The following is a 23,889-nucleotide window of genomic DNA, read 5'->3' as shown; positions in this document are numbered from 1 at the left end:
GAGCGTTTCAGCCGTTCCGTTTATCTGACCTTTGATCGCGTTATTGCCAAATTGAAGGTTAATTGCGAAATAAATGCTAAGAACCTCTATACGGACAGGCTAAAATGCGCGCCCGGCTAACCGCTGATCCTTTTCCAACGCGCCCCACAAGGTTCGCTACGTGATCGAGTTTCAAAACGTCCACAAGACTTACCGCGTTGCCGGTAAGGATATTCCCGCGCTGCACCCGACCAGTCTCGCCATCGAGAACGGCCAGGTGTTCGGCCTGATTGGCCATTCCGGTGCGGGCAAAAGTACCCTGCTGCGTCTGATCAATCGCCTGGAAGACTCCAGTGGCGGCAAGATCATCGTCGACGGCGAAGAAGTCACTGCACTGGACGCCAACGGCTTGCGCCGTTTCCGCCAGCAGGTCGGGATGATCTTCCAGCACTTCAATCTGCTCGCCTCCAAGACCGTCGCCGACAACGTGGCCCTGCCGCTGACCCTGGCCGGTGAGTTGTCGGGCAGTGAAATCAATCAACGGGTGGCCGAGCTGCTGGCGCGGGTCGGTTTGTCCGACCACGCGAAAAAGTACCCGGCGCAACTGTCCGGCGGTCAGAAGCAACGCGTCGGCATCGCCCGTGCGCTGGCGACCAAGCCGAAGATTCTGCTGTGCGACGAGGCCACCAGCGCCCTCGACCCGCAGACCACCGCATCGGTCCTGCAACTGCTGGCGGAAATCAATCGCGAACTGAAACTGACCATTGTCCTGATCACCCACGAGATGGACGTGATCCGGCGCGTCTGCGATCAGGTCGCGGTGATGGACGCTGGCGTGATCGTCGAGCAGGGTCCGGTGGCCGATGTGTTCCTGCATCCGCAGCACCCGACCACCAAGCGTTTCGTCCAGGAAAGCGAGCAGATTGACGAGAGCGAGCAGCGTGACGATTTCGCCCACGTGCCCGGGCGCATCGTGCGTCTGACCTTCCAGGGTGAAGCGACCTACGCGCCGTTGCTCGGCACCGTCGCCCGGGAAACCGGCGTCGACTACAGCATCCTTGCCGGTCGCATCGACCGCATCAAAGACATTCCGTACGGGCAACTGACCCTCGCTGTCACCGGTGGCGACATGGAGGCGGCGTTTGCCCGCTTCACCGCCGCTGACGTTCACATGGAGGTGTTGCGCTAATGGCTGACCTGATGAGTTTCTTCGCCAATATCGACTGGTACGAAATCTGGCTGGCGACTGGCGACACCATGCTGATGCTCGGCGGTTCGCTGCTGTTCACCGTGCTGCTCGGCCTGCCGCTGGGGGTGCTGCTGTTTCTCTGCAGCCCGCGTCAGTTGCTGGAGAACCGTGGCCTCTACGCCGTGCTGTCGCTGGTGGTGAACATCTTGCGTTCGCTGCCGTTCATTATTCTGCTGATTGTGATGATCCCGTTCACCGTGCTGATCACCGGCACCTCGCTGGGTGTGGCCGGGGCGATCCCGCCGCTGGTGGTGGGCGCCACGCCGTTCTTCGCGCGTCTGGTGGAAACCGCGCTGCGCGAAGTCGATCGCGGCATCATCGAAGCGACCCAGTCGATGGGCGCGACCACGCGGCAGATCATCATGAACGCCTTGCTGCCGGAAGCCCGGCCGGGCATCTTCGCAGCGATTACGGTGACAGCGATTACACTGGTGTCCTACACGGCGATGGCCGGTGTGGTCGGCGCCGGTGGTCTGGGCGACCTGGCGATCCGTTTCGGCTACCAGCGTTTCCAGACCGACGTGATGATCGTTACCGTGGTGCTGCTGTTGATTCTGGTGCAAGTGCTGCAAATGGTTGGCGACCGTCTGGTCGTGCATTTCTCGCGCAAATAAGCGGTTTTTTAATCAAGAGGCGCGGGCCATTCGCTGGCGGGCGCCCTCACAAGGAGTTAGCTGAATGAAAAAACTGATCGCTGCTTTCGCCGCTGTTGCGGCGTTTTCGGCCCACGCCGAGACCCTGACCGTTGCCGCCACTCCGGTGCCGCACGCGGAAATCCTCGAGTTCGTCAAACCGGCCCTGGCCAAGGAAGGCGTGGATCTGAAGGTTAAGGTCTTCACCGACTACATTCAGCCGAACGTACAGGTCGCGGAAAAGCGTCTGGACGCGAACTTCTTCCAGCACCAGCCGTATCTTGATGAATTCAACAAGGCCAAGGGCACTGATCTGGTCGCTGTGACAGGCGTGCATCTGGAGCCACTGGGCGCTTATTCGAGCAAGATCAAGGATCTGAAAGACCTGCCCGGCGGTGCCAACGTGGTGATCCCGAACGACGCCACCAACGGCGGCCGTGCGCTGTTGCTGCTGGACAAGGCTGGCGTGATCAAGCTCAAGGATTCGAAGAACATTCTGTCGACCGTCAAAGACATCGCCGAGAATCCGAAAGACCTGAAGATCCGTGAACTGGAAGCCGCGACCATTCCGCGCGTGCTGACCCAGGTCGATCTGGCGCTGATCAACACCAACTACGCGCTGGAAGCCAAGCTTGATCCGTCCAAGGATGCGCTGGTGATCGAAGGCAACGACTCGCCGTACGTGAACATCCTCGTGTCCCGCGCTGACAACAAGGACAGCGACGCGATGAAGAAACTGGCGGCTGCGCTGCACAGCCCGCAAGTGAAGCAGTTCATTACCGAGAAGTACAAAGGCGCGGTATTGCCGGCGTTCTGATTTGGATGGCTGCAATGAAAAAGGGGACGCCAATGGCGTCCCCTTTTTTGTGTCTGGTGTCTGGCTTTGGACCTGCTTTGAAGCTGCCCCTCACCCCAGCCCTCTCCCAGAGGGAGAGGGGGCCGACCGAGGTGTCTGGCGCTATGCATCGACATGAAAGATCCAGTCGATTATGGATTCAGCACAGCGCTTACAAGTCGGCGTATTGCTTCAGCATCCCCCGATCAGTCCCCTCTCCCTCTGGGAGAGGGTTAGGGTGAGGGGCTTTTCGCTTTCTGCGTTTATTTGCGGTTGAGCATCACCGGCAATTGCGCCACCAGTTTGGTGTTATTCAACGGCGCCCGAATAAACCCACGCTGCGTACCATCCGGCCCGATCACGGCCAGATTGCCGCTGTGGTCCACGGTGTAATTCGGCTTGCTGGTATCAGCCGGAATGAACGGAATGCTCACCGCATTCGCCACCTTCTGCAGCTCTTCGATAGATGAAGGCGTCAGGCCAATGAACTGCGGATCGAAGTAGCCCAGATACTGCTTCAACTGCTTCGGCGTATCGCGGTTGGGGTCCACGCTGACCAGCACGATCTGCAATTTATCCACAGCCTCTTTCGGCAGTTCACTCTTGATCTGTCGCAGTTGCGCCAGGGTGGTCGGGCAGATGTCCGGGCAGAAGGTGTAGCCGAAGAACAACAGACTCCACTTGCCTTTCAACTCATTGATTGCAACCGGTTTGCCGTCCTGATCGGTCATGGTCACGTCCGGCAGGTTGCGGCTCTGCGGCAGCAGAATGATCCCGGCGTCGATCAGCGCAGTCGGATCGCCCTGGCCTTTGCCGTTCAGCACTTTATTCACGGTAAGCCCGAGGATCAGCGCGATCACGGCGACGAGGATGAAGACGGTTTTCTGGGTTCGGGTCATAGGTTCAACAGTAAGTAGTGGTCTACGAGCAGGGCGATGAACAACAGGAACAAGTAATAAATAGAGTACTTGAAGGTATTGATCGCCGCGTGCGGCCGAGTGCCACGGTACAGCACCACGGCCCATTGCAGAAACCTTGCGCCCAACGCCAGCGCACAGACCAGATACAACATGCCGCTCATGTGAATCACGTACGGCAGCAGACTCACCGCCAGCAGCGCGAAGGTGTAGAGCAGAATGTGCACTTTGGTGTAGTGCTCGCCATGGGTCACCGGCAGCATCGGAATGTCGGCCTTGGCGTATTCCTCCTTGCGATGAATCGCCAGCGCCCAGAAATGCGGCGGGGTCCAGGCGAAGATGATCAGCACCAGCAACAGCGGTTCGGCGCTGACATGGCCGGTGGCGGCGGTCCAGCCGAGCAGCGGTGGCGCCGCGCCAGCGAGGCCGCCGATGACGATGTTCTGCGGCGTCGCACGCTTGAGAAAACCGGTGTAGACCACCGCGTAACCGAGCAGCGAGGCGAGGGTCAGCCACGCGGTCAGCTGATTGGTGAAAGTCAGCAGCAGGGCTTGGCCGAGCAGCGCCAGCACCAAGGCGAAGGTCAACGCCGCCGCAGGTGAAACCCGGCCTTCGGCCAAGGGACGTTTGTGCGTGCGCGCCATTACCGCATCGATGCGCCGATCGACCACATGATTGACCGCCGCCGCACCACCGGCACACAAGGCGATGCCCAGATTGCCAAACACCAGCACTGTCCACGGTACGCCCGCGCGGGTGGCGAGGAACATGCCGACCAGCGAGGTGATCAGCATCAGCACCACGACTTTCGGTTTGGTCAGCTCCAGATAATCGCGCCACAGCGCTTGCGCCGCACGCTCGCCGATCAGACTCGCCATGGCGTTTCTCCTTTCAATGCGATGGGCGCAACGGCAGGTTTGTGCGCACTCAAGCGCCAGCGCGCCAGCACCGGTTGGCTCACCCGCAGCAGGCTGGTGCGGGCGTGATAATTGACCAGTACCAGCGTCAGCAATAACGCCGCACCGCCAGCGTTATGGGCGACGGCCACCGGCAGCGGCAGATGAAACAGCACGTTGCTGATGCCGAGGGTGATCTGCGCCGCAAGGGCGATCAGCAGCAAACCGGCCAGTCGGGTCATGCCCACCACTTTCAACTGCCAGGCCAGACCGAGCAGTACGACCGTCACCAGCAGAGCGCCGATGCGGTGTGTCAGATGAATGGCCGTGCGCGCGTCGCTATCGAGTTGTCCGCCGAGATAATTCGGGCCGATGTGCTGGGTCAGGTGGAAACCGTTGGCGAAGTCCGCCGGCGGCAGCCATTGGCCGTGGCAGGTGGGGAAGTCGATGCAGGCCACCGCTGCGTAGTTGGAACTGACCCAGCCGCCCAAGGCGATCTGGCCGATCACCAGCAGCAGCCCCGCCGTCGCCCAATATTGCAGGCGCTTCGGTACCGTCAGCGCCGGCAGCACGCCGGATAACCTCAGCGTCAACAGGAACAGCAGACTCAACGTGGCAAAGCCGCCGAGCAAATGCCCGGTGACCACTTGCGGCCAGAGCTTGAGCGTCACCGTCCACATACCGAACGCCGCTTGGGCGATGACCACCGCCAGCAGAAACAGCGGCAGTTTCACCGGCTGGCCCGGATGGCGCCGGTTGACCCAAGCGCGCCCGGCCAGCACTGAAATCAGCAAACCGAGGGTGCCGGCGAAGTAGCGGTGGATCATCTCGTTCCAGCCCTTGTGCGCCTCCACTGGCGCGTCAGGGAAATGCAGTTCGGCATGAGCCAGTTGCGCCTCGCTTTTCGGCACGCTGATAAAGCCGTAGCAGCCTGGCCAGTCCGGGCAGCCGAGGCCGGCGTGGGTCAGGCGCGTATAGGCGCCGAGCAACACCACAATCAGTGCCAGCAGGGTGGCAAACAGCGCGAGGCGAAATCCAGGTTTGGCCATGACGATGCCCTCATCCGATGTTCGACAGTTTCAGCAGATGCCGCAGGTCGTTAAGCAGATCCTTGCCCTTCACATTCGGCTCGTAACGCAGCACCAGATTGCCGTGCGGGTCGACGATCCACAGCTGCGGCACAGCTTTATCGCCGGTGGTCCTGGCGAACACCCCGGCATCCAGCGGATAGCGCTGCAACTGCGGATATTCGCGGTCGAGTTTGGCGGCGTAATCGGCGCTCAGTGGTTGCGCGGCGGCGAGGGCGTGGCTGGCGCGCCCGGCTTCACGGCCGAGGCTGATCTGGATCTGCCGCGCCAGATAAACCAGTTGCTGGCAATCGACGGCGCAATCCTTCGGCGCCGTGACCAGAATCTGCCAGCGCTGCTCATCGGCCTGCACGCCGAGGTCGGCGCGGGTCTGGCCGTTGCCGATCAGCTCGCCGTGATAGCTGCGTCCTTCCGGCACCCAGAACTGCAATTTGTACATGCCGGTGGCGAGCAGCATCGGCCCGACCACGCCAAGCACGATCAGCAACAACTGAATGCGCCCGCGCCGGCGGCTGGGAACGGGTTTGGCCTCAGACATGCTGGGTGGATTCATGGCGCTTCCCATGGCGTTTCTCCTTTGCGTTGTGCCAGCCCAAATAGAGGTAAAGACCGAGCAGGGCCGTGGCCATGGCGAACCATTGCACGGCGTAGCCGAGGTGTTTTTCCGGACCCATCGCGACTACCGGCCAATCGGTCTGATAGCTGACCGGGCCGGGTTCGGCGCGTAATTCGTAGGCGAAGCCGTCGCGCTCCAGGGTTTGCCACAATTTGCCCGGCTCGACGGCGGTGATGGTCTGCGGCCAGACACTGCTGACCGGATCGGCGTGCAACTGGAACGTTGCGCCGGGGGCGACATAGACCCAGGCGTCGAGCGTCAGCGCCTCGGCGGGTGTCGTGAATTGCGGCGGCACACGCCGGTCGGGCCAAGGCAGCCAGCCGCGATTGACCAGCAGCCACAGACCGCTGCGTTGATCCTGAAACGGTTGCAGCAATTCAACGCCGACCTTGCCGCCTCGCTGGCGGTTGTCGAGCAACAGGGTATGGGCGGGGTCGAACTGGCCGTGCAGGCGCACGCGGCGGTAAGCCGGGTCGGCGCTGGCGAGCAGTTCACTGCTGGCCAGCGGTTCGGCCACGCGACGTTCGGCATAACTGGCCAGCAGCGCGGTTTTCTCCGCGCCCCGGGCCAGTTGCCAGAAGCCCAGCGTAACCATCAGCGGCAGCAACAGCGCCACCACGACAGTGGGAATCACGCCCGGGCTAAAGCGCTTCATGGGCGCGCCATAAAGTCAGTCATCGCGATCGCTATACTCAATTGCATCGCCTGTCCCCCGGAGTCTTGCCATGTTCAAAGCAGCGATCGTCCTGATGCTGATTGCCACGGTCGTCAGCCTGTTCAGCGGCCTGTTTTTCCTGGTCAAGGACGACAGCAGCTCCAATCGCCTGGTCATCGCCTTGAGTGTTCGGGTGGCACTGGCCGTGGGCACCGTCGGCCTGATGGCCTGGGGTTTCTATAGCGGCCAGTTGGTGTCCCATGCGCCCTGGTAGCGCCAGCAGTCAGAGGACGTAAACGAAGAAGAACAAACCGATCCACACCACATCGACGAAGTGCCAGTACCAGCTCGCCGCCTCGAAACCGAACTGGTGCTCGTTGTCGAAGTGGCCCTTCATGATGCGCATCAGCATCACGAACAGGATGATCGTGCCGATGGTCACGTGGGCGCCGTGGAATCCGGTGAGCATGAAGAACGTCGCGCCGTAGATGCCCGAGCCGAGGGTCAACCCCAGCTCTTTATAGGCGTGGATGTATTCCTCGGCCTGGAAACCGAGGAACGCTATGCCCAGCAGTACGGTGATCGCCAGCCACAGTTTCAGTGCGCCGCGATGGCCTTTCTTCAGCGCATGGTGGGCGATGGTGATGGTCACGCTGGAGCTGACCAGCAGAATGGTGTTGATCAGCGGCAGGCCCCACGGGCTGATGACTTCTTTTGGCGGCGGGAACAGTTTCGGATCAGGTGTGTGCAGCAGCGGCCAGACAAATTCGAAGTTCGGCCAGAGCATGTGCGCGATGCCTTTCGGCCCCTCACCGCCCAGCGCCGGCCCGGACACATGGCGCACATAGAACAGCGCGCCGAAGAAGGCGACGAAGAACATCACCTCGGAAAAGATGAACCAGCTCATGCCCCAGCGGAACGAGCGGTCCAGCTGCGGGCTGTACAGCCCCGCGCGACTTTCCTTGATCACCGCACCGAACCAGCCGAACAGCATGTACGCCAGCAGCAGGCCGCCGACGAAAAAGATCAGCGGGCCGTGGGAGTCCGGGCGTGCGGCCTTGAGATCGTTGAACCAGGTGGCGAGGCCGTACACGGTGACGAACATCCCGAGCGTGGCGATGATCGGCCATTTGCTCTGGGCCGGGACGTAATAATGCTCATGAGTTGCCATTTATTGTTCTCCTTATCGGCCACGCTCAACCGCCAGTGTTAACAGCCACCGGCGGATGTCGGGCGGTGATATCGAACAGCGTGTAGGACAGCGTCAGGTGCTTCACTTCCTTGGGCATGTCGCGGTCAACGATGAAACGCACCGGCATCTCGATCTGTTCACCGGGTTGCAGCACCTGCTGGGTAAAGCAAAAGCATTCGGTCTTGTGGAAAAACGCCGCGGCGTTGCTCGGCGCAATACTCGGCACCGCTTGCGCACTCATCGGTTTGTCGGTGGGATTGCGTGCGATGAAGACCATCTCGTTCACCGCGCCGGGATTGGCGGTCAGCTCGTCGTGTTTCGGGTAAAAGTCCCACGGCATGTCGGCGGTGTTGGTCGAGAGAAACTGCACGCGCACCTGGCGCGAGGTGTCGACCACTTGCTCGCCCGCATACTGGCCGCCGGTCTTGCCGTTGATGCCGAAGGCTTTGCACATCACGTCGTAGATCGGCACCAGGGCGAAACCGAAGACGAACATCGCCACCACCACCAGCAACAGGCGGGTGACGAGTTTCTTCAGCGAGATCGAGTCAGCCATGGTTCATGCCTCCCTCGTGTTCCCTGGTGGCCGGTGATGCTGTGGTGAGGGGATAAATCCCCTCGCCACGGGGGATCTGTGTACATCCACAGAAGATCTGTGAGCATCCACTGGGGATCTGTGCCTCTGTACACATTGCAAAAAACAGGAGGTGTTCATTTCACTTCCGGCGGCGTGGTGAAGGTGTGATACGGCGCCGGCGACGGCACGCTCCACTCCAGCCCTTCGGCGCCGTCCCACGGTTTGGCCGGGGCCGGTGCGCCGCCACGGATGGTCTTGATGACGATGAACAGGAAGAAGATCTGCGTGGCGCCGAACATGAACGCGCCGATCGACGAGACCATGTTGAAGTCGGCGAACTGCAGGTTGTAGTCCGGAATCCGTCGCGGCATCCCCGCAAGGCCGACGAAGTGCATCGGGAAAAAGGTCAGGTTCATGCCCACGAACGACAGCCAGAAATGCAGCTTGCCGAGGGTTTCGTCGTACATGTGCCCGGTCCACTTCGGCAGCCAGTAATAGGCCGAGGCGAAGATGCCGAAGATCGCCCCGGGCACCAGCACATAGTGGAAGTGCGCGACGACGAAGTAGGTGTCCTGGTACTGGAAGTCCGCCGGGGCGATTGCCAGCATCAGCCCGGAAAAACCACCGATCGAGAACAGGATGACGAACGCCACGGCAAACAGCATCGGCGTCTCGAAGGTCATCGAGCCTTGCCACATGGTGCTTGCCCAGTTGAACACTTTCACACCCGTCGGCACGGCGATCAGCATGGTCGCGTACATGAAGAACAACTCGCCCACCAGCGGGATGCCGACCACGAACATGTGGTGCGCCCAGACGATGAACGACAGGAACGCGATGCTCGCCGTGGCGTAGACCATCGAGGTGTAGCCGAACAGCGGTTTGCGCGCGAAGGTCGGGATGATCTGGCTGACCGCGCCGAACGCCGGCAGGATCATGATGTACACCTCGGGGTGGCCGAAGAACCAGAACACATGCTGGAACAGCACCGGGTCACCGCCGCCGGCAGCACTGAAGAAACTGGTGCCGAAGTGGATGTCCATGAGCATCATCGTCACGCAGCCAGCGAGCACCGGCATCACTGCGATCAGCAGAAACGCGGTGATCAGCCAGGTCCACACGAACAGCGGCATTTTCATCAGGGTCATGCCGGGTGCGCGCAGGTTGAGGATGGTCGCGACTACGTTGATCGCGCCCATGATCGAACTGATGCCCATCAAGTGGATGGCGAAGATGAAGAACGTCACGCTTTCCGGTGCATAAGTCGTCGACAGCGGCGCGTAGAACGTCCAGCCGAAATTCGGCCCGCCACCGGGGGTGAACAGGGTCGAGACCAGCAGCAGAAACGCTGCCGGCAACAGCCAGAAACTGAAGTTGTTCATCCGTGGCAGGGCCATGTCGGGCGCCCCGACCATCAGCGGGATCATCCAGTTGGCGAGGCCGACGAAGGCCGGCATCACTGCACCAAAGACCATCACCAGACCGTGCATGGTGGTCATCTGGTTGAAGAATTCCGGCTGGACGATCTGCAGGCCGGGCTGGAACAGCTCGGCGCGAATGACCATGGCGAACGAGCCGCCGAGCAGGAACATGCAGAAGGCAAACCACAGGTACAGCGTGCCGATGTCCTTGTGGTTGGTGGTCAGCACCCAGCGCATCAGGCCTTTGGCGGGGCCGTGGGCGTGGTCGGCGTGACCGTGGTCATCGATGACAGCGCTCATGGCCGGTCTCCTTCACGAAAGTGGACGGGGCAGGCCAGGGCGCGCTGCCCCGACCGGTTCACTGAATACGCAATTGACCGGCTCATTTGCTTTCCGCCTGTTTCAGCTCCAGCACTTCTTTTGGCGTGACCATGTCGCCCTTGTTGTTGCCCCAGGCGTTACGTTCGTAAGTCACGACCGCTGCGATATCGACTTCCGACAGCTGTTTGCCGAACGCCGCCATGGCGGTGCCCGGTTTGCCGTGGTAGACGATGCTCAGGTGATCCTTGATCGGCCCGGTGGCGATTTTCGAGCCCTTGAGTGCCGGGAACATCGGCGGCAGGCCCTGGCCTTCGGCCTGGTGACAGGCAACGCAGGTGGTGTGGTAAACCTTGTCGCCGCGCTCCTTGAGCTCGTCGAGGGTCCATTCCTTGCTGGTCAGTTCTTTGAGCTGCGCGGCCTCGGCCTTGCGCTCGGCGAGCCATTTTTCGTAGTCGGCCTGTTCCTTGACCTCGACCACGATCGGCATGAAGCCGTGGTCCTTGCCGCACAATTCGGCGCACTGGCCACGGTAGAGGCCGGGTTTGTCGATACGCGTCCAGGCCTCGTTGACGAACCCGGGAATCGCATCGCGCTTGACCGCAAACGCCGGCACCCACCAGGAGTGAATGACGTCGGCCGAGGTCACCAGAAAGCGCACCTTGGCGCCGATCGGCAGCACCAGCGGCTTGTCGACTTCGAGCAAGTAATGCTCGCCCTTGGCTTCTTTGTTGTGAATTTGTTCGGCGGGGGTGGCCAGGTTGCTGAAGAACTCAACGTCCTGGCCCAGGTATTTGTAGTGCCACTTCCACTGATAACCGGTGATCTGGATATCGATATCCGGCTCGCTGGTGTCGTACATCTTGATCAGCGTCGCGGTGGCGGGGACGGCCATGGCCACCAGGATCAGCAGCGGCACGATGGTCCACATGATCTCGACGCCGGTGCTTTCGTGGAATTTGGCCGCGACCTGGCCGGTAGAGCGGCGGTGCACCATCATCGACCAGAACATGGCGCCGAAGACGATGATCCCGATCACCACACAGATCCAGAAAATGGTCATGTGCAGGTCGAATACTGCGTGACTGATTTCAGTCGCTCCAGGCGCCATATTCACAGTCCAGGCCGCGTTGGCCGGGCTGAAAATCGACCACAACAGGAGGCCCATCCAGACATGTGGATGTCGCATCATTGCGGGTTCCCCTTATCGTTCTTGTTATCCCGCCGGCGTATCGCCTGCGGCAAGGGAGCGGCTGCATCAGACTACGAACTTGAATCGCCGGGCCTTGCTGCGGGTGCAGTCGGGCGTCATCAGCTAACTCCATTCATTGGCGAGTATAGACAGCGCCCGGGATTTGCAACCCGGGCACGTAAATGAGCTGAAACACCCGGCGCTTGCGTTCAAGTGCCCGAATGGAGAAGGATGCAGACGAGTGGTGGCGAATGGATATAACGCAGCTGCATCAAGGATGAAATAATTATGACAAATGCGTCTTAGCGTTTTTCGTAAGCCAGCTAAGTTATGTCTTCCCTATTTCATTGCCTTGTTTCCTGGAGTTTTCATGAACACCGCCGCATTGCGCGAGCAGATCCAACAAGCCCAACAGCACGAAAAAGACACCGGCCTGCTGACCCGTCAGCTGGAAAGCAAGCTGCCTCACCTGCACCCGGCGATCCAGTTGCCGGAAGCCGACGCCCAGGGCGTTCTGACACGTTTTGTCGCCGCCTACATCGATGAAGTACCAGACCTGCTGGATGCAGCCAATGAAGTCGCCAGGGAAGCGGGAATCGAATCGCAGATCAAACCGGTGCTGAAAATCGCCGAGCAGTATTTCCTCCAGCCGCCGGCGATCATGGCTGGGCACGTCGGCCTGGACAGCCTGCTCGACGAGGCCTATCTGGCACACCGTTTTGTCGAAGAGGTCAACGACCTGTACATCAAGCATTTCGGCCAGCCATTGATCCCCTTGGACATGACGGTCGCCAACCTGATTGCTCACCAATTGATCGGTGAGGAATTCGCCAACCAACTGGACGAAGCGGTGCATCACGCGATCGACGAGATGCTCAACGAAGAGAGTTTTGCTTTGGAGTCGGTAGAAGCCTACCGCGAAAAACTCAGCAGTCCGGACACTGGCGCGGCGTGGAAACGCTGGCCGTGCATGAGCCGCCGGTTGGGTGTGGGGCTTGAGCTGGAACAGCCTGCTGCCTGATTTTCTTGTGTCATAAATCCAGTGTGGGAGCGAGCCTGCTCGCGAATGCGGTCGATCATTCAACATCTCTGTTGGCTGATACACCGCTTTCGCGAGCAGGCTCGCTCCCACAGGGTTTGTGTTCACAATGGATTATCTAGCCGGCCGCACCGATGCCGGTGTTAGTCCGCACCCGCCCCTCAAGCCTTCGCTTCAACCCACGCGATTCGATCAACAGCTTCGAACCCTTGGCCGCATTCGCCCGGCCCCATTCCTCAAGCAACTCCAGGCACGAATGGTCGATGTAGCTGAGGTTGTTCAGCGGCACATGTACAGTCGTACCGTGGGGAATGCTGCCCAGCACCTGGGTCAGCGCCGGCACTTTGAGGAACGTCGCTGCACCAACCAGACGCAGTTCCATCTCGCCGTCCTGCGGCAAGTCGATCAGGCTGATCTTCAGGCGCGAAGCCTTGAATGCCAGCTTCAACATCGTCAGGCCGAAGCCGATCAGCACACCGGTGAGCAGATCAGTGAAGATGATCGCCAACGCTGTAGCGGCGTAGGTGAACATCGGCATCCGCCCGTACCGGCCCAGACCACGGAAGGCTTTCAGGTCGACCAGCTTGAAGCCGGTATACACCAGCACACCCGCCAGACTCGCCACCGGAATGCTTTGCAGCACGCTCGACAGCAACAGCACGAATGCCAGCAGCCATAGGCCATGGAAAATCGTCGAGTAGCGTGTGGTCGCACCGGCCTGGACGTTGGCCGAACTGCGCACGATCACTCCGGTCATCGGCAGCGCGCCGACCAGACCGCAGAGCATGTTGCCGACACCTTGCGCCGACAGTTCACGATCGAAGTCCGAACGCACGCCGCTGTGCATGCGATCCACCGCCGCAGCGGACAGCAGGGTTTCGGCACTGGCGATAAACGCCACGGCGAACGCGGCAATCAGCAGTGTCGGGTCGGCCAGATTCATCAGGTCGGCCGGCTTGAGCCAATCGATCGCTTCGGCCAGGTTCGCCGGTACCTCAACGCGCTTGACCTGCAACGCCAGCATCAGGCTCGCCACCGTCGCCAGACCCACACCGAGCAATGCGCCGGGAATGAAGCGCAGCGAATGCGGACGGAATTTTTCCCACAGCCACATTACCGCAATCGTCGACAGACCGAGCAGACCCGCCTGCCAGCCCAAAGATGGCAAGGCCTGCGCCACGGCCGCCGGGAACGCCGTGAGGTTGTCCAGCCCGGAAGGCTGCGGCTTGGCATCGAGCATCACATGGATTTGCGAGAGCACAATCAACACGCCAATGCCCGCGAGCATGCCGTAGACCACGGCTGGCGCCGTGACCCGAAACCAGCAGCCAAGCTTCAGTCGCCCGGCGACCAGTTGCAGAAAACCGGCGAGCAGCAGGATCGGTCCGAGCATCTCGACGCCATGCTGGCGCACCAGCTCGAAAACCAGCACTGCCAGACCCGCCGCCGGACCGCTGACCTGCAACGGCGACCCCGCCAGCCAACCGACCACCAGACCGCCGATAATGCCGGTGATCAGACCTTTTGCCGGCGGCAGCCCTGACGCAATCGCGATGCCCATGCACAGCGGCAGGGCGACCAGAAACACAACCACGGAAGCGAGCAGCTCCCGTGGCAACACAGCTTTCAATTGAGCCGCACGCATGGCGATTCTCCCGAAGTTTTCTTCAGGCGTGGCGAGGCCGGACCGCTGAATCAGCGGCCGGCGTCATACCACACAGATTGTTGGGAAGATTTAGAAGCGCGCTTTGGGCGTCGCCACAGGAATCGGATGGCTGCCGTCGAGAGGCAGGAAACGACCCTGGTCCGCGTCGTAAGCTTTGATTTCGCTGGTTTCGATGTTGTAGACCCAGCCATGGATGAACAGATGACCGTTCGCCATGCGCGAGGCTACCGAAGGATGGGTACGCAAGTGCTGCAGTTGGGCGATGACGTTTTCCTCGGTGAGGATCGGCATGCTGTCTTTTTCGTCGGTGCAGTTGCAGTTGTCGTGCACCATGGTTTTTGCGACTTCAGCGTGGCGCAGCCAGGCTTTGACCGTCGGCATTTTTTCCAGGCTGTCGGGGTTGAGTACCGCGCGCATGGCGCCGCAATCGGAGTGGCCGCAAATGATGATGTGCTGCACGCCCAGCGCCAGTACCGCGTATTCGATCGCGGTGGAGACGCCGCCGTTCATCTGACCGTAGGGCGGCACCACGTTGCCGACGTTACGGGTAACGAACAGATCGCCCGGCGAGCTCTGGGTGATCAGCTCGGGAACGATGCGCGAGTCGGCGCAAGTGATGAACATCGCCTTGGGCGCCTGAGCGGTGGCGAGCTTCTTGAACAATTCTTCCTGCTGCGGAAAAACGTCATGGTGAAAGCGTAAAAAGCCATCAACGATCTGTCGCAGTGCTGCATCGGCGGATTGTGCTTCAGGGCTTTGCGCCGAGGCAGCCAACGACTGTTTATCCTTGTCACTCATGATTCATCCTCTTGTGCGGATTCAGGGAGTCTTCCCCGGTATTCCGGTATGAAGCCAGTGGCTGTTTAAACCATCCGGGTCATCCCGACCCGTCAGTCACTCGATGAACAAGGTAGCCGCCGAAACTTAACTGAAACTGAATCAAACGCTCTAGAACGTGTGTTCCAGGTCACAAAAAACGTGACCGGCGTGTTTCGGCGGAAGGATTCCAACCCGTCAACCCAAAGCCAATTGTCGCTAAATCAACGACATCTGGCGACCCGGCGGACAGAAGGCCGAGCAGTCGAGGTTATAGCCCTCGCGTTTGTTCAGGCCAAGCTTTTTGATGGCCTTGGCAAATCTTTGTGCGAGCAGGTCGGCAAACGGCCCTTCACCACGCATCCGCGCGCCGAATCGACTGTCGTAGAGTTCACCGCCGCGACTCTGGCGGATCAGGCTCAGCACATGGGCGGCACGTTGCGGATAGTGCGCCTGCAACCACTCCTCGAACAGCGGCGCGACTTCCAGCGGCAGGCGCAGCATCATGTAGGCAGCGCTTTGCGCACCGGCGGCGTGGGCCTCGTTGAGCAGGCTTTCGATTTCACTGTCATTGATCATCGGAATCATCGGCGAACACAGCACGCCGACTGGAATGCCTGCTTCGCGCATCACCCGGATCGCGCGCAAGCGTGCCTTGGGCGCAGCGGCGCGCGGTTCAAGGATGCGTTTAAGTTCGTCGTCCAGGGTGGTCAGGCTGATCATCACCGACACCAGCCGTTGCTGCGCCAACTCGGTCAGCAAATCGAGATCGCGCAGAATCAGCGAACCTTTGGTGACAATGGTCACCGGATGCCGGTAACGCAGCAGCACTTCCAGGGTGTGACGGGTGATTTTGTATTCGCGCTCGATGGGCTGATACGGGTCGGTATTGGAGCCGAGATTGATCGGCGCACATTGATAGCCGGGTTTGCTCAGCTGTTCCTCGAGGACCTGGGCGGCATTGGTCTTGGCAATCAGCCGGGTTTCGAAATCCAGGCCCGGCGACATGTCCCAATAGGCGTGGCTGGGCCGTGCGTAGCAATAGATGCAGCCGTGTTCGCAGCCGCGATAGGGATTGAGCGAACGGTCGAAGGGCAGATCCGGCGAGGTGTTGCGGCTGATGATCGATTTGGCCTTCTCGATGATCACTTCGGTGTTTTGCGTCTCTGGCACTTCCTGATACCAGCCATCGTCCTCGGCCACCGAACGACTGGGCGCAAAGCGGTTGTGCGGGTTGGTCGCGGTGCCGCGACCGCGAGGTGGCAATGGAATAGACATGAAAACGCCCCGATACTGTATATGCGCACAGTATCGGGGCGATCCTCATCTGGCTAGTGCCGTCGGGCGAGTGGTCAGTTGTGGTTGTTCATGTCCGCTATGTTCGCGGAGAGGAACAGCATTCAGGGCTTTCTCTGATCGTAACCGACGTTCCCACAACTGTGTGCACATACACCCTGTCAGATATGACAGTAGACGTGGTTGCAAGCGCCGTCTTAGGTTAAAGCCTCATGACTAATAACGTCTTGCCAACCGGAATGGATTGAATGTGATGCCAATCAGAATTTTGCTTGAAATTGCAGACATGGAACGCGACGGAAGTCCCGAGGTTGTTTTTTATCATTATGGCGATAACGCCACCGAAATGATGGACTACGACTACGCGCTATTTGCCTCTTCATCGCAGGCAAACGATCGCTATGACCTGCTTTCCGAAGAGGTTATCGATAGCGACGGGGATGGCGATATCGATAACCATGACAAGAGACTGTACTTGCAGTTGGCGGATGCGTTTGTGCAGTTCAGAGGTCTGAAATCGACACGATGAACACCGCTGACTCAACATGCGAAGTCATGTCGTGCCAGCGGTCTGTCGACACATTTCGCTCAGTTATGCGAGGTGAGCTGCCCAAGATCGTCACCGGAGGTCTGCTTCATATCCTCCGTACGCAACTCGGCAACATCGGCAGCTTTCACTGGCGCACCCTTGTTGCCCCAGCTGCCACGAATGAAACTCACCACATCCGCGACTTCCTGATCCGACAGGCGCCAGGCGAAACCGGGCATGGTGAAGGTCGATGGCGCGGTGTGCGTTGCCGGCAAAGTCCCGCCCTTGAGCACGATGTGGATCAGCGATGTCGGGTCATCCGTCTGCAGCACCGGATTGCCCGCCAGCGCCGGGAACACCCGGGTGTAGCCCTGGCCATCGGTACGGTGGCAGGCTGCGCAGTTGTCGATGTACACCGACGCGCCGCGTTGGCTGTCGTCGCCGTTCCACAGCGCTTTGGCGACTTTCTCATCGTACTGATGCGGCTGATCCGCCGGGTCATTGGCCGGCAGTGATTTGAGATATCGGGCAATCGCGGTGAGGTCGGCGTCGCTCATGTACTGCATGCTGTGGGTGACCACATCGCTCATGCCGCCGAACACTGCGCTGCGATCACTGCGCCCGGTCTTGAGGAACTGCACCAGTTGTTCTTCGCTCCAGCTGCCGAGGCCATCCTTGTGATCGCCGCGCAGGCTCTTGGCGATCCAGCCTTCCAGCGGTGCACTGCCGGCGAGGAATTCGCTGCCGTCCGCCGCGCTCAGGGATTTTTCCTGCATGGTCAGCGCACGCGGGGTGTGACAGGCGCCGCAGTGGCCGAGGCCTTCGACCAGGTATGCGCCACGATCGATCACCGGATCGGCCGATGTGGCCTTGTAATCCTCGACCTTCGGCGCAAACAGCCAGCGCCAGCCCATCAGCGGCCAGCGCATGCTCAACGGCCAGGGAATGTCGCTGGCCTTGTTCTCCTGCGCCACCGGTTCGACGCCGTGCATGAAATACGCATACAGCGCTTGCATGTCGGCCTGGTTGACCCGCGCGTAGGACGGATAAGGCATTGCCGGGTACAACGTGCTGCCGTTTTTGGCCACACCGTGGCGCACGGCCTGGTCGAAGTCCTCGAAGCTGTAATCGCCCAAGCCGGTTTTGTCCGGGGTGATGTTGGTCGAGTAGATCGTGCCGATCGGCGTCTCCATCGGCAGACCGCCGGCAAACGGCTTGCCGCCCTTGGCCGTGTGGCAGGCCACGCAGTCGCCAGCGCGGGCGAGGTATTCGCCTTGTTTGATCAGCTTCTGATCAACTTCGGCCGCATAAACTGACGTGCTGCCGAGCAGGGCGAGGGTGGCGATAACGAAAGTTTTCATGGTCATCGCTCCTTAAGCCTGTACCAGCGGGCCGGGGTTTTTCAGGTATTGCTCGCGGATCGCTTTTGCCGACCAGTAGGTCAGCGCCGCCACCAGCCCGGTCGGGTTGTAGCCCAGGCCCTGCGGGAACGCCGAGGCGCCCGGGACGAATACGTTGTGCACGTCCCAGCTCTGCAAATAGCGGTTCAGGGCGCTGGTCTTCGGATCGGTGCCCATGATCGCGCCACCGTTGAGGTGGGTGGTCTGGTACGAGGCGGTGTTGAAGTGGTCGCCGACTTGCTTGCCGATCACCGCAATGGCTTTCGGGCCCATGGCTTGGGCGATCTTGCCCATCTTCTCGACCATGAAGCGGTTCATCTTGATGTCGTTTTCCTGCCAGTCGAATGTCATGCGCAGCAGCGGCAGGCCGTAGGCATCGCGGTACACCGGATCGAGATCGAGGTAGTTGCCACGGTAGGACTGATGCGCGCCGTGGGCGTCCATCGACACCTGGTGGGTGTAGTAATCGGCGGTGGCGCGTTTCCACGCGCTGCCCCACGCCGGTGTGCCCGGCGGGTTCGAGGTGCCGGCAATCGGTCGACTGCCAGCCTGGTTGACCCACATCGGCGAACCGCCGACGAAGCCGTGCGGGCCGTGGTCGAAGTTGTCGGCGTTGAAATCGTCCACCGCCACGCCGTTGCCGCCAGCGCCGATGAAGTTGTTGGTGTGGGTGTCCTTGTCGAAGAAGGCCTTGATGGTGGCCATGTTCTGGTAGGCGAAGTTACGCCCGACCACGCCTTCGCCGCTGATCGGGTCGTACGGTTTGCCGATCCCGGACAGCAGCATCAGACGCACGTTGTGCAGCTGGAACGCGCCGAGGATCACCAGATCCGCCGGCTGCTCGATCTCGCGGCCCTGGCCATCGATGTAGGTGACGCCTGTGGCTTTGCTTTTCGTGCTGTCGAGATTGACCCGCAGCACATGGGAGTTGGGCCGCAGCTCGAAATTCGGCAGGGGCTTGAGCGCCGGCAGAATGTTCACGTTCGGCGAGGCTTTGGAATACATGTAGCAGACGTAGCCGCTGCAGAAACCGCAGAAATTGCACGGCCCCATCTGTGCGCCGTAGGGATTGGTGTACGGCCCAGAGGTATTTGCCGAAGGCAGGTTGTAAGGTTTGTAACCCACCTCTGTAGCCGCTTTACCAAACAGCTGTGCGGATACGGTGTTTTTCTGCGCTTCAAGCGGGAACGGGTTGGAACGATCCGCCGCGTATGGGTTACCGCCCTTGCCCTGACCAACCAGTTGGCCTTTCACCGTCCAGGCCTGGCCGGAGGTGCCGAAGACTTTTTCCGCGAAGTCGAAAAACGGTTCCAGCTCTTCATAGCTGACGCCGAAATCCTGAATGGTCATGTCTTTGGGGATGAAGCTTTTGCCGTAGCGTTCTTCATAGTGGCTGCGCATGCGCAACTCGATCGGGTCGACACGAAAGTGCACGCCCGACCAGTGCAGACCGGCGCCGCCGACGCCATTCCCCGGCAGGAACGCGCCCAGCTGGCGGTTGGGCAGGGCGATGTCGTTGACGCTGTGGCGAATGGTCACCGTCTCTTTGGAGATGTCCTGAAAGAGTTTCTTGCGCACGCTGTAGGTGAGTTCGTCGATCACCTGCGGATAGTTGCCGTCGGGGTAGGTGTCCTGCATCGGCCCGCGCTCCAGCGCCAGCACGTTCAGACCCGCCTCGGTGAGCTCCTTGGCCATGATCGCGCCAGTCCAGCCAAAACCGACGATGACTGCATCAACCTTCTTCATTACCGTTGCCATGCTTACGCCCTCTCGCCGCGAATCGACACTGCCGGGAAGGGGTATTGCTCGTTGCGTTCCACCCAATCCATGAAATCGGCGCGGGCGCCGGGGAAACCGATCATGGTCCAGCCGACCATGCCTTTATTGCCACCGTGGATCGGGTCACAGAAGAAACCTTCCTTGGTATTTTGCAGCAGCAGATTGAAGAAGATCTTCGCCGGCACCGCATCGAACTGCGGCTTGCCGGCTTCCAGTTGCTTGAGCAAATCGTCTCGGGTAGCGCTGTCTTGCTCGGCAAATGTTTTACCGCTCAAACCTTTTACCCACTGATCCGTGGCGGCGATGCCGAGGCGATAGATGTCTTTGGGCACCAGTTTGCTCTGCCAGCCCATCTCCGGTGCCGCGTCGGCATTGAACGGGCCTTGCATGTACCACAGGGCACCGGCGGCGTACGGGGTGTTCATCTGGCGGTCGATGTATTCCGGCACGCCCGCTTCGAGGGCACCGGGGCCTTGTGCGTCGTTGGGGATCAACTGGGCGACGGCGGCATTGATGAATGCCCATTCTTCAGCGGTGAAAAAGCTCGGCTGATAATCACCCGCGCCAACAGCGGCAGGTTTTGCTGCGGCCGGCGCCGGTGTACTTTCAGGTGCGGCTTGCAGCACGCTGCTGCCCAGGCCGGTACCGGCAAGCGTGACCACCGGAATCAGGGTCAGGGATTTGCGCAAGAATTCACGCCGCGGGTTGTCTCGATCTTGATCAGACATGGGGGGCACCTCATCAGGCATAGAAGTCAGCCGCTTCTGCGAGCAGCTCGAGGAATTTTGCGTTGCGACGATCAGGGTTCGGTCGGGTAAAAGCCGATCCCTCTGCAACATCATGTGACAAATGGTAGCAGGCTAAGCATCAAGAAAAACCGTTTGCACGGAAAAAAGCCCGGCGAGGCGCCGATTCACGTTTCTTTGACGGCCGGCTCACGGCGTATTGACCGCTTGATAGCGAAGCTGCAATTCCTCCCATGAAGATTGCCGAAACGGTCAGCCCAGCATGTCTCGAGTGCGCTTTTTCCCCGCGTTATGTTTTTCGCTTGTTGCACTGTTGCATGGCATTGCCGCCCGGGCGGCCGACGCCACGCCATCTCGCCCGGCCGAGTGGGCGCAACCGGTAGAGGCGCAGTTCAACCTGTTCCGCATGTCACCGACGCTGTATCGCAGCGCCTTGCCCAGCCGCAGTGCGGTGCCGCTGTTGAACGATCTGCATGTCGTCACGGTGATCAACTTCCTGCCTGACGCTGATAGCGACTGGCTCTCCGCGCCGGGCATCAAGCAGGTGCAACTGCCGTATCGCACCAATCACGTCGACGACAGCGATGTGCTCAAGGCTCTGCGCGCGATTCAGTCCGCCGAAGCCGACGGCCCGGTGCTCATGCACTGCAAGCACGGTTCTGACCGCACCGGACTGATGGCGGCGATGTACCGCGTGGTGGTACAGGGCTGGAGTAAAGAGCAGGCGCTCAAGGAAATGACCGAGGGCGGTTTTGGTGACAGTCAGCATTTCCACGACAGCGTGCGCTACGTGATGCAGGCCGATGTCGATCGGTTGCATGAAGCCTTGATCAATGGCGAATGCAGCACCAGTGCATTCGCCATGTGTTCGATGAAGAGCTGGTTCGACTCGGCCCACGTTCAGCGTTGATCAGCTCAAGCGGCTGGCGCAGGAAATAGCGCGTTGTCGATGGGTTTTCCGAGAAAGGCTTGCAGTGCGGCGGGCAGTGCCTGCCTGTCCCCCGAGAGCAGGTGTTCGCGCATGTCGCGGCCCGTCTGTTCGTTGAACAGACCTTCACGTTCGAAGCGCTTGAACGCCTCGCTCGCCAGCACACCCGACCATTTGTAGGCGTACAGCGAAGCCTCATAACCGGTAACCAGATAATCGCAGCTGTTGGCGAAGCGGCAGTAGGCCGGGATGGACAGGTGCGCGAACTCACTTTGCACATCCTCGACTACTTGCTGAACAGTGCGACCGTCACCGTGACAGCGGTGCAGTTCGAAGTCGACCAGCGCGTTCAGCAACAGCATTGCCGTCTCCCGGCTGCGCTGGATGCCTGTGGCGGAAAACGCGGTATTGGCCTGCGCTTCGGACAGACGCTCACCGCTCTGGTGATGCGTACCCAGCCAGCGCAGGAATTGCCCGGATAACGCCCATTTTTCGAACAGTTGCCCGACAAACTCGGCAGCGTCGCGGCTCAGATGCGAAATGCCGGACAGGTTGTAATGCGGCGAACGCGTCAGCACGTGATGCAGGCAATGGCCGAATTCGTGCAGCAGAACGCGCAGATCCTGCGGATCCAGCAGGTGCGTTTGCCCGTTTTCCGCTGCCGGGTAATTGCATTGAAGCGAGGCAATCGGCAGTAATGGTCGGCCTTCGGCGGTGATTCGTCGATTGCGCAGTACACCGGTCCAGGCATAGTCGTTGCCCGCGTCGCGGTGGAACGGGTCGATGTAGATGTAACCAACCGGTTGCTGACGCTCGCTGATTTCGAACAGGCGCACATTTTCTGCGAAACGCTCGTGGACGGTATTTTCGCTGATGCTGATATCGAACATATGCTCGCTGAAGCGGCAGAGGCTGTGCAGTGTGGCTTCCAGCGCGAAGAACTCGCGCAGGTCCTGCTCCGTGCCGCCGGACTGCTTCAGGCGTAGCTGCTCGGCGAGGAAATCGTGATCCCACGCTTCTAGCTGTTCAACCCCGTGCTCGCGGGCCAAGGCCTGCAAATCATCGGTCTCGCCCGCCAGTGACACGGCATTGCGGGCGATCTGCTGGCGCAAAAAACGGCCAACCTGATCGGTGCCGGTCGCCATCCGGTTGTGCAGGCGCAGATGGGCAAAGTTGTCAAAACCCAAGAGCCGGGCTTTGGCATGACGTGCGGCCAGCAGCGTCTGCAAAACCGGCCCGTTATCGAAGCGACCGGCCTGTGGCCCCTGGTCCGAAGCGCGGGTGCACCAGGCTTTGAAATACTCCTCGCGCAGTCCGCGGTGTTGTGCCCGCCTCATGACCTGTTGGTAAGTGTTCTGATCCAGGGTCAGCCGCCACCCGGGCAGGCCGGCCTTGTGGGCATTGGCGGCCAGATGCGCCTGCATTTCGGCCGGCAGTCCCGCCAATAGCGCGGCATCGTCGATGTCCTTGCTCCATGCCGCGTTGACCGATTTGAGGTTGCTCATGAAGCGCTTTTCCAGCAGATCGATTTCGCCGTTCAATCGCGCCAGATCCTTGCGCTGCGCACTCGACAATTCGCTTCCCGCCAAGTGAAACCGGCGCAGGATTTTCGCCAGCGAGGCTTTGCGTGCATCACTGAAGCTGGCGGCTATGGAGCTCTGTGCCAATCGTTGATAAACCTGGAGCAACTGTCGATTGCCGGCCTTCGCAGTCTTGTAACGCTGCGCGGCGTGCGTACTCAGGGCTTCCTGCATCAACCACTGGGGCTCATCGGCATGACTGATCGAGAGGAATTCGATGATCGCCATGGTTTCATCCAGGCGCGCATCGGCTTCATCGATGGCAATTACCACGTCGTCCCAGTTGGGATGATCGACCTGAGTGGCGATGACGTTTTCGATGATCAGCAGGTTGTCGGCAACGATGCGCTCGACTGCTGGCAGCAGATGTTCGGCGCGTATCGCCGCCCAGGGCGGCAACTGCCAATGTTGTAAAAGTGGATTGGTATCAGGCATGGCGTCTTCCGTGAAAGAGGGCTGGATCGGCCAGCCTAATCAGGAAGCGCAGGGGCAAGGTGGTGGATAGATACCGCCACCTGCCGACGATGATCGGCAGGCAGCGGT

General features: G+C 60.4%; 23 protein-coding genes. 7 read left to right on the top strand and 16 right to left on the bottom strand.

Translation table 11 applies throughout. The features are described from left to right. The first annotated feature begins 160 nt into the window (after positions 1 to 160). The 3 genes from CKW30_RS25615 (at position 161) to CKW30_RS25605 (ending at position 2,677) form a co-directional block, all read left to right on the top strand. Positions 161 to 1,168, top strand: a complete 1,008-nt coding sequence (locus CKW30_RS25615; protein ID WP_095182291.1) for a methionine ABC transporter ATP-binding protein — start codon at positions 161 to 163, stop codon at positions 1,166 to 1,168. Next, positions 1,168 to 1,842, top strand: a complete 675-nt coding sequence (locus CKW30_RS25610) for a methionine ABC transporter permease (protein ID WP_016772337.1) — start codon at positions 1,168 to 1,170, stop codon at positions 1,840 to 1,842. Before CKW30_RS25615 ends, CKW30_RS25610 begins: the two co-directional genes overlap by 1 nt. A 64-nt stretch (positions 1,843 to 1,906) precedes the next feature. Continuing rightward, the gene (locus tag CKW30_RS25605) at positions 1,907 to 2,677 is read left to right on the top strand and encodes a MetQ/NlpA family ABC transporter substrate-binding protein (protein WP_095182290.1); all 771 of its coding nucleotides are present in this window, start codon (positions 1,907 to 1,909) and stop codon (positions 2,675 to 2,677) included. Positions 2,678 to 2,958: 281 nt separating this feature from the next. Here the strand turns inward: CKW30_RS25605 and CKW30_RS25600 are convergent, their stop codons facing one another. From CKW30_RS25600 to CKW30_RS25580, 5 genes are read right to left on the bottom strand one after another with little or no spacing between them, the layout of a single operon-like run. Continuing rightward, positions 2,959 to 3,594 (bottom strand): SCO family protein, encoded by a 636-nt coding sequence (locus CKW30_RS25600; protein WP_095182289.1) that lies wholly within the window; start codon positions 3,592 to 3,594, stop codon positions 2,959 to 2,961. Next, positions 3,591 to 4,490, bottom strand: coding sequence for a heme o synthase (cyoE, locus tag CKW30_RS25595; RefSeq protein WP_095182288.1), 900 nt, complete (start codon positions 4,488 to 4,490; stop codon positions 3,591 to 3,593). The genes CKW30_RS25600 and cyoE overlap by 4 nt, the downstream gene beginning before the upstream one ends. Further along, positions 4,478 to 5,557: a heme A synthase gene (locus CKW30_RS25590; protein WP_095182287.1), complete on the bottom strand. Its 1,080-nt coding sequence runs from the start codon at positions 5,555 to 5,557 to the stop codon at positions 4,478 to 4,480. The genes cyoE and CKW30_RS25590 overlap by 13 nt, the downstream gene beginning before the upstream one ends. Before the next feature lie 10 nt (positions 5,558 to 5,567). Further along, positions 5,568 to 6,161 carry a hypothetical protein gene (locus CKW30_RS25585; RefSeq protein WP_056791251.1) on the bottom strand — a complete coding sequence of 198 codons (594 nt, stop codon included), beginning with the start codon at positions 6,159 to 6,161 and terminating at the stop codon, positions 5,568 to 5,570. Further along, positions 6,127 to 6,867, bottom strand: coding sequence for an SURF1 family protein (locus CKW30_RS25580; RefSeq protein WP_095182347.1), 741 nt, complete (start codon positions 6,865 to 6,867; stop codon positions 6,127 to 6,129). Before CKW30_RS25580 ends, CKW30_RS25585 begins: the two co-directional genes overlap by 35 nt. Before the next feature lie 70 nt (positions 6,868 to 6,937). On the opposite strand from CKW30_RS25580, the gene CKW30_RS25575 reads away from it, so the two are divergent. After that, positions 6,938 to 7,141 (top strand): twin transmembrane helix small protein, encoded by a 204-nt coding sequence (locus CKW30_RS25575; RefSeq protein WP_056791257.1) that lies wholly within the window; start codon positions 6,938 to 6,940, stop codon positions 7,139 to 7,141. 9 nt (positions 7,142 to 7,150) lie between these two features. Here CKW30_RS25575 and CKW30_RS25570 read toward each other — a convergent pair whose 3' ends face one another. From CKW30_RS25570 to coxB, 4 genes are all read right to left on the bottom strand, one after another. Continuing rightward, complete coding sequence (locus CKW30_RS25570; protein WP_095182286.1) at positions 7,151 to 8,038, bottom strand: cytochrome c oxidase subunit 3; 888 nt, start codon at positions 8,036 to 8,038, stop codon at positions 7,151 to 7,153. 25 nt (positions 8,039 to 8,063) lie between these two features. Then, complete coding sequence (locus CKW30_RS25565) at positions 8,064 to 8,615, bottom strand: cytochrome c oxidase assembly protein (protein ID WP_016772328.1); 552 nt, start codon at positions 8,613 to 8,615, stop codon at positions 8,064 to 8,066. Positions 8,616 to 8,770: 155 nt separating this feature from the next. Beyond that, positions 8,771 to 10,357, bottom strand: coding sequence for a cytochrome c oxidase subunit I (ctaD, locus tag CKW30_RS25560; protein WP_016772327.1), 1,587 nt, complete (start codon positions 10,355 to 10,357; stop codon positions 8,771 to 8,773). Positions 10,358 to 10,439: 82 nt separating this feature from the next. Beyond that, positions 10,440 to 11,567, bottom strand: a complete 1,128-nt coding sequence (gene coxB, locus CKW30_RS25555; protein WP_016772326.1) for a cytochrome c oxidase subunit II — start codon at positions 11,565 to 11,567, stop codon at positions 10,440 to 10,442. 370 nt (positions 11,568 to 11,937) lie between these two features. Here coxB and CKW30_RS25550 point away from each other — a divergent pair, with 370 nt between their 5' ends. Then, positions 11,938 to 12,588: a hypothetical protein gene (locus CKW30_RS25550; protein ID WP_095182285.1), complete on the top strand. Its 651-nt coding sequence runs from the start codon at positions 11,938 to 11,940 to the stop codon at positions 12,586 to 12,588. A gap of 136 nt (positions 12,589 to 12,724) precedes the next feature. On the opposite strand, the gene CKW30_RS25545 is transcribed toward CKW30_RS25550, so the two are convergent. From CKW30_RS25545 to CKW30_RS25535, 3 genes are all read right to left on the bottom strand, one after another. Next, positions 12,725 to 14,251, bottom strand: coding sequence for a SulP family inorganic anion transporter (locus CKW30_RS25545; protein WP_095182284.1), 1,527 nt, complete (start codon positions 14,249 to 14,251; stop codon positions 12,725 to 12,727). 90 nt (positions 14,252 to 14,341) lie between these two features. Next, positions 14,342 to 15,070 (bottom strand): carbonic anhydrase, encoded by a 729-nt coding sequence (locus tag CKW30_RS25540; protein ID WP_016772323.1) that lies wholly within the window; start codon positions 15,068 to 15,070, stop codon positions 14,342 to 14,344. 237 nt (positions 15,071 to 15,307) lie between these two features. Next, positions 15,308 to 16,366 carry a PA0069 family radical SAM protein gene (locus tag CKW30_RS25535; protein WP_095182283.1) on the bottom strand — a complete coding sequence of 353 codons (1,059 nt, stop codon included), beginning with the start codon at positions 16,364 to 16,366 and terminating at the stop codon, positions 15,308 to 15,310. 271 nt (positions 16,367 to 16,637) lie between these two features. Between CKW30_RS25535 and CKW30_RS25530 the strand changes: the two genes are divergently transcribed. Continuing rightward, complete coding sequence (locus CKW30_RS25530) at positions 16,638 to 16,913, top strand: hypothetical protein (protein ID WP_095182282.1); 276 nt, start codon at positions 16,638 to 16,640, stop codon at positions 16,911 to 16,913. Positions 16,914 to 16,972: 59 nt separating this feature from the next. Here the strand turns inward: CKW30_RS25530 and CKW30_RS25525 are convergent, their stop codons facing one another. The 3 genes from CKW30_RS25525 to CKW30_RS25515 are packed head-to-tail and all read right to left on the bottom strand — an operon-like array spanning position 16,973 to position 20,820. Beyond that, positions 16,973 to 18,274 (bottom strand): cytochrome c, encoded by a 1,302-nt coding sequence (locus CKW30_RS25525; protein ID WP_095182281.1) that lies wholly within the window; start codon positions 18,272 to 18,274, stop codon positions 16,973 to 16,975. 12 nt (positions 18,275 to 18,286) lie between these two features. Beyond that, entirely contained in the window at positions 18,287 to 20,071 is a 1,785-nt protein-coding gene (locus CKW30_RS25520) for a GMC family oxidoreductase (RefSeq protein ID WP_041476464.1), read from the bottom strand. A 2-nt stretch (positions 20,072 to 20,073) separates the two neighbouring features. Continuing rightward, entirely contained in the window at positions 20,074 to 20,820 is a 747-nt protein-coding gene (locus CKW30_RS25515) for a gluconate 2-dehydrogenase subunit 3 family protein (protein WP_095182280.1), read from the bottom strand. Between the two features lie 280 nt (positions 20,821 to 21,100). On the opposite strand from CKW30_RS25515, the gene CKW30_RS25510 reads away from it, so the two are divergent. After that, complete coding sequence (locus CKW30_RS25510) at positions 21,101 to 21,748, top strand: tyrosine-protein phosphatase (RefSeq protein WP_024015019.1); 648 nt, start codon at positions 21,101 to 21,103, stop codon at positions 21,746 to 21,748. Positions 21,749 to 21,753: 5 nt separating this feature from the next. Here CKW30_RS25510 and CKW30_RS25505 read toward each other — a convergent pair whose 3' ends face one another. Further along, positions 21,754 to 23,781, bottom strand: a complete 2,028-nt coding sequence (locus CKW30_RS25505) for a M3 family metallopeptidase (RefSeq protein ID WP_095182279.1) — start codon at positions 23,779 to 23,781, stop codon at positions 21,754 to 21,756. Positions 23,782 to 23,889: the final 108 nt, after the last annotated feature.

The sequence above is a fragment of the Pseudomonas sp. Irchel 3F6 genome (genome assembly GCF_900187595.1).
In the GTDB taxonomy this organism is placed as follows: domain Bacteria; phylum Pseudomonadota; class Gammaproteobacteria; order Pseudomonadales; family Pseudomonadaceae; genus Aquipseudomonas; species Aquipseudomonas siliginis.
This window is presented reverse-complemented; position numbering and strand designations above follow the sequence as displayed.

Excerpts from the sequence above, each read along its gene's own strand:
- CKW30_RS25610 (WP_016772337.1), top strand. The coding sequence starts at position 1,168 with ATGGCTGACCTGATGAGTTTCTTCGCCAATATCGACTGGTACGAAATC.
- CKW30_RS25605 (WP_095182290.1), top strand. The coding sequence starts at position 1,907 with ATGAAAAAACTGATCGCTGCTTTCGCCGCTGTTGCGGCGTTTTCGGCC.
- CKW30_RS25600 (WP_095182289.1), bottom strand. The coding sequence starts at position 3,594 with ATGACCCGAACCCAGAAAACCGTCTTCATCCTCGTCGCCGTGATCGCG.
- cyoE (WP_095182288.1), bottom strand. The coding sequence starts at position 4,490 with ATGGCGAGTCTGATCGGCGAGCGTGCGGCGCAAGCGCTGTGGCGCGAT.
- CKW30_RS25590 (WP_095182287.1), bottom strand. The coding sequence starts at position 5,557 with ATGGCCAAACCTGGATTTCGCCTCGCGCTGTTTGCCACCCTGCTGGCA.
- CKW30_RS25585 (WP_056791251.1), bottom strand. The coding sequence starts at position 6,161 with ATGGGAAGCGCCATGAATCCACCCAGCATGTCTGAGGCCAAACCCGTT.
- CKW30_RS25580 (WP_095182347.1), bottom strand. The coding sequence starts at position 6,867 with ATGAAGCGCTTTAGCCCGGGCGTGATTCCCACTGTCGTGGTGGCGCTG.
- CKW30_RS25575 (WP_056791257.1), top strand. The coding sequence starts at position 6,938 with ATGTTCAAAGCAGCGATCGTCCTGATGCTGATTGCCACGGTCGTCAGC.
- CKW30_RS25570 (WP_095182286.1), bottom strand. The coding sequence starts at position 8,038 with ATGGCAACTCATGAGCATTATTACGTCCCGGCCCAGAGCAAATGGCCG.
- CKW30_RS25565 (WP_016772328.1), bottom strand. The coding sequence starts at position 8,615 with ATGGCTGACTCGATCTCGCTGAAGAAACTCGTCACCCGCCTGTTGCTG.
- ctaD (WP_016772327.1), bottom strand. The coding sequence starts at position 10,357 with ATGAGCGCTGTCATCGATGACCACGGTCACGCCGACCACGCCCACGGC.
- coxB (WP_016772326.1), bottom strand. The coding sequence starts at position 11,567 with ATGATGCGACATCCACATGTCTGGATGGGCCTCCTGTTGTGGTCGATT.
- CKW30_RS25550 (WP_095182285.1), top strand. The coding sequence starts at position 11,938 with ATGAACACCGCCGCATTGCGCGAGCAGATCCAACAAGCCCAACAGCAC.
- CKW30_RS25545 (WP_095182284.1), bottom strand. The coding sequence starts at position 14,251 with ATGCGTGCGGCTCAATTGAAAGCTGTGTTGCCACGGGAGCTGCTCGCT.
- CKW30_RS25540 (WP_016772323.1), bottom strand. The coding sequence starts at position 15,070 with ATGAGTGACAAGGATAAACAGTCGTTGGCTGCCTCGGCGCAAAGCCCT.
- CKW30_RS25535 (WP_095182283.1), bottom strand. The coding sequence starts at position 16,366 with ATGTCTATTCCATTGCCACCTCGCGGTCGCGGCACCGCGACCAACCCG.
- CKW30_RS25530 (WP_095182282.1), top strand. The coding sequence starts at position 16,638 with ATGCCAATCAGAATTTTGCTTGAAATTGCAGACATGGAACGCGACGGA.
- CKW30_RS25525 (WP_095182281.1), bottom strand. The coding sequence starts at position 18,274 with ATGAAAACTTTCGTTATCGCCACCCTCGCCCTGCTCGGCAGCACGTCA.
- CKW30_RS25520 (WP_041476464.1), bottom strand. The coding sequence starts at position 20,071 with ATGGCAACGGTAATGAAGAAGGTTGATGCAGTCATCGTCGGTTTTGGC.
- CKW30_RS25515 (WP_095182280.1), bottom strand. The coding sequence starts at position 20,820 with ATGTCTGATCAAGATCGAGACAACCCGCGGCGTGAATTCTTGCGCAAA.
- CKW30_RS25510 (WP_024015019.1), top strand. The coding sequence starts at position 21,101 with ATGTCTCGAGTGCGCTTTTTCCCCGCGTTATGTTTTTCGCTTGTTGCA.
- CKW30_RS25505 (WP_095182279.1), bottom strand. The coding sequence starts at position 23,781 with ATGCCTGATACCAATCCACTTTTACAACATTGGCAGTTGCCGCCCTGG.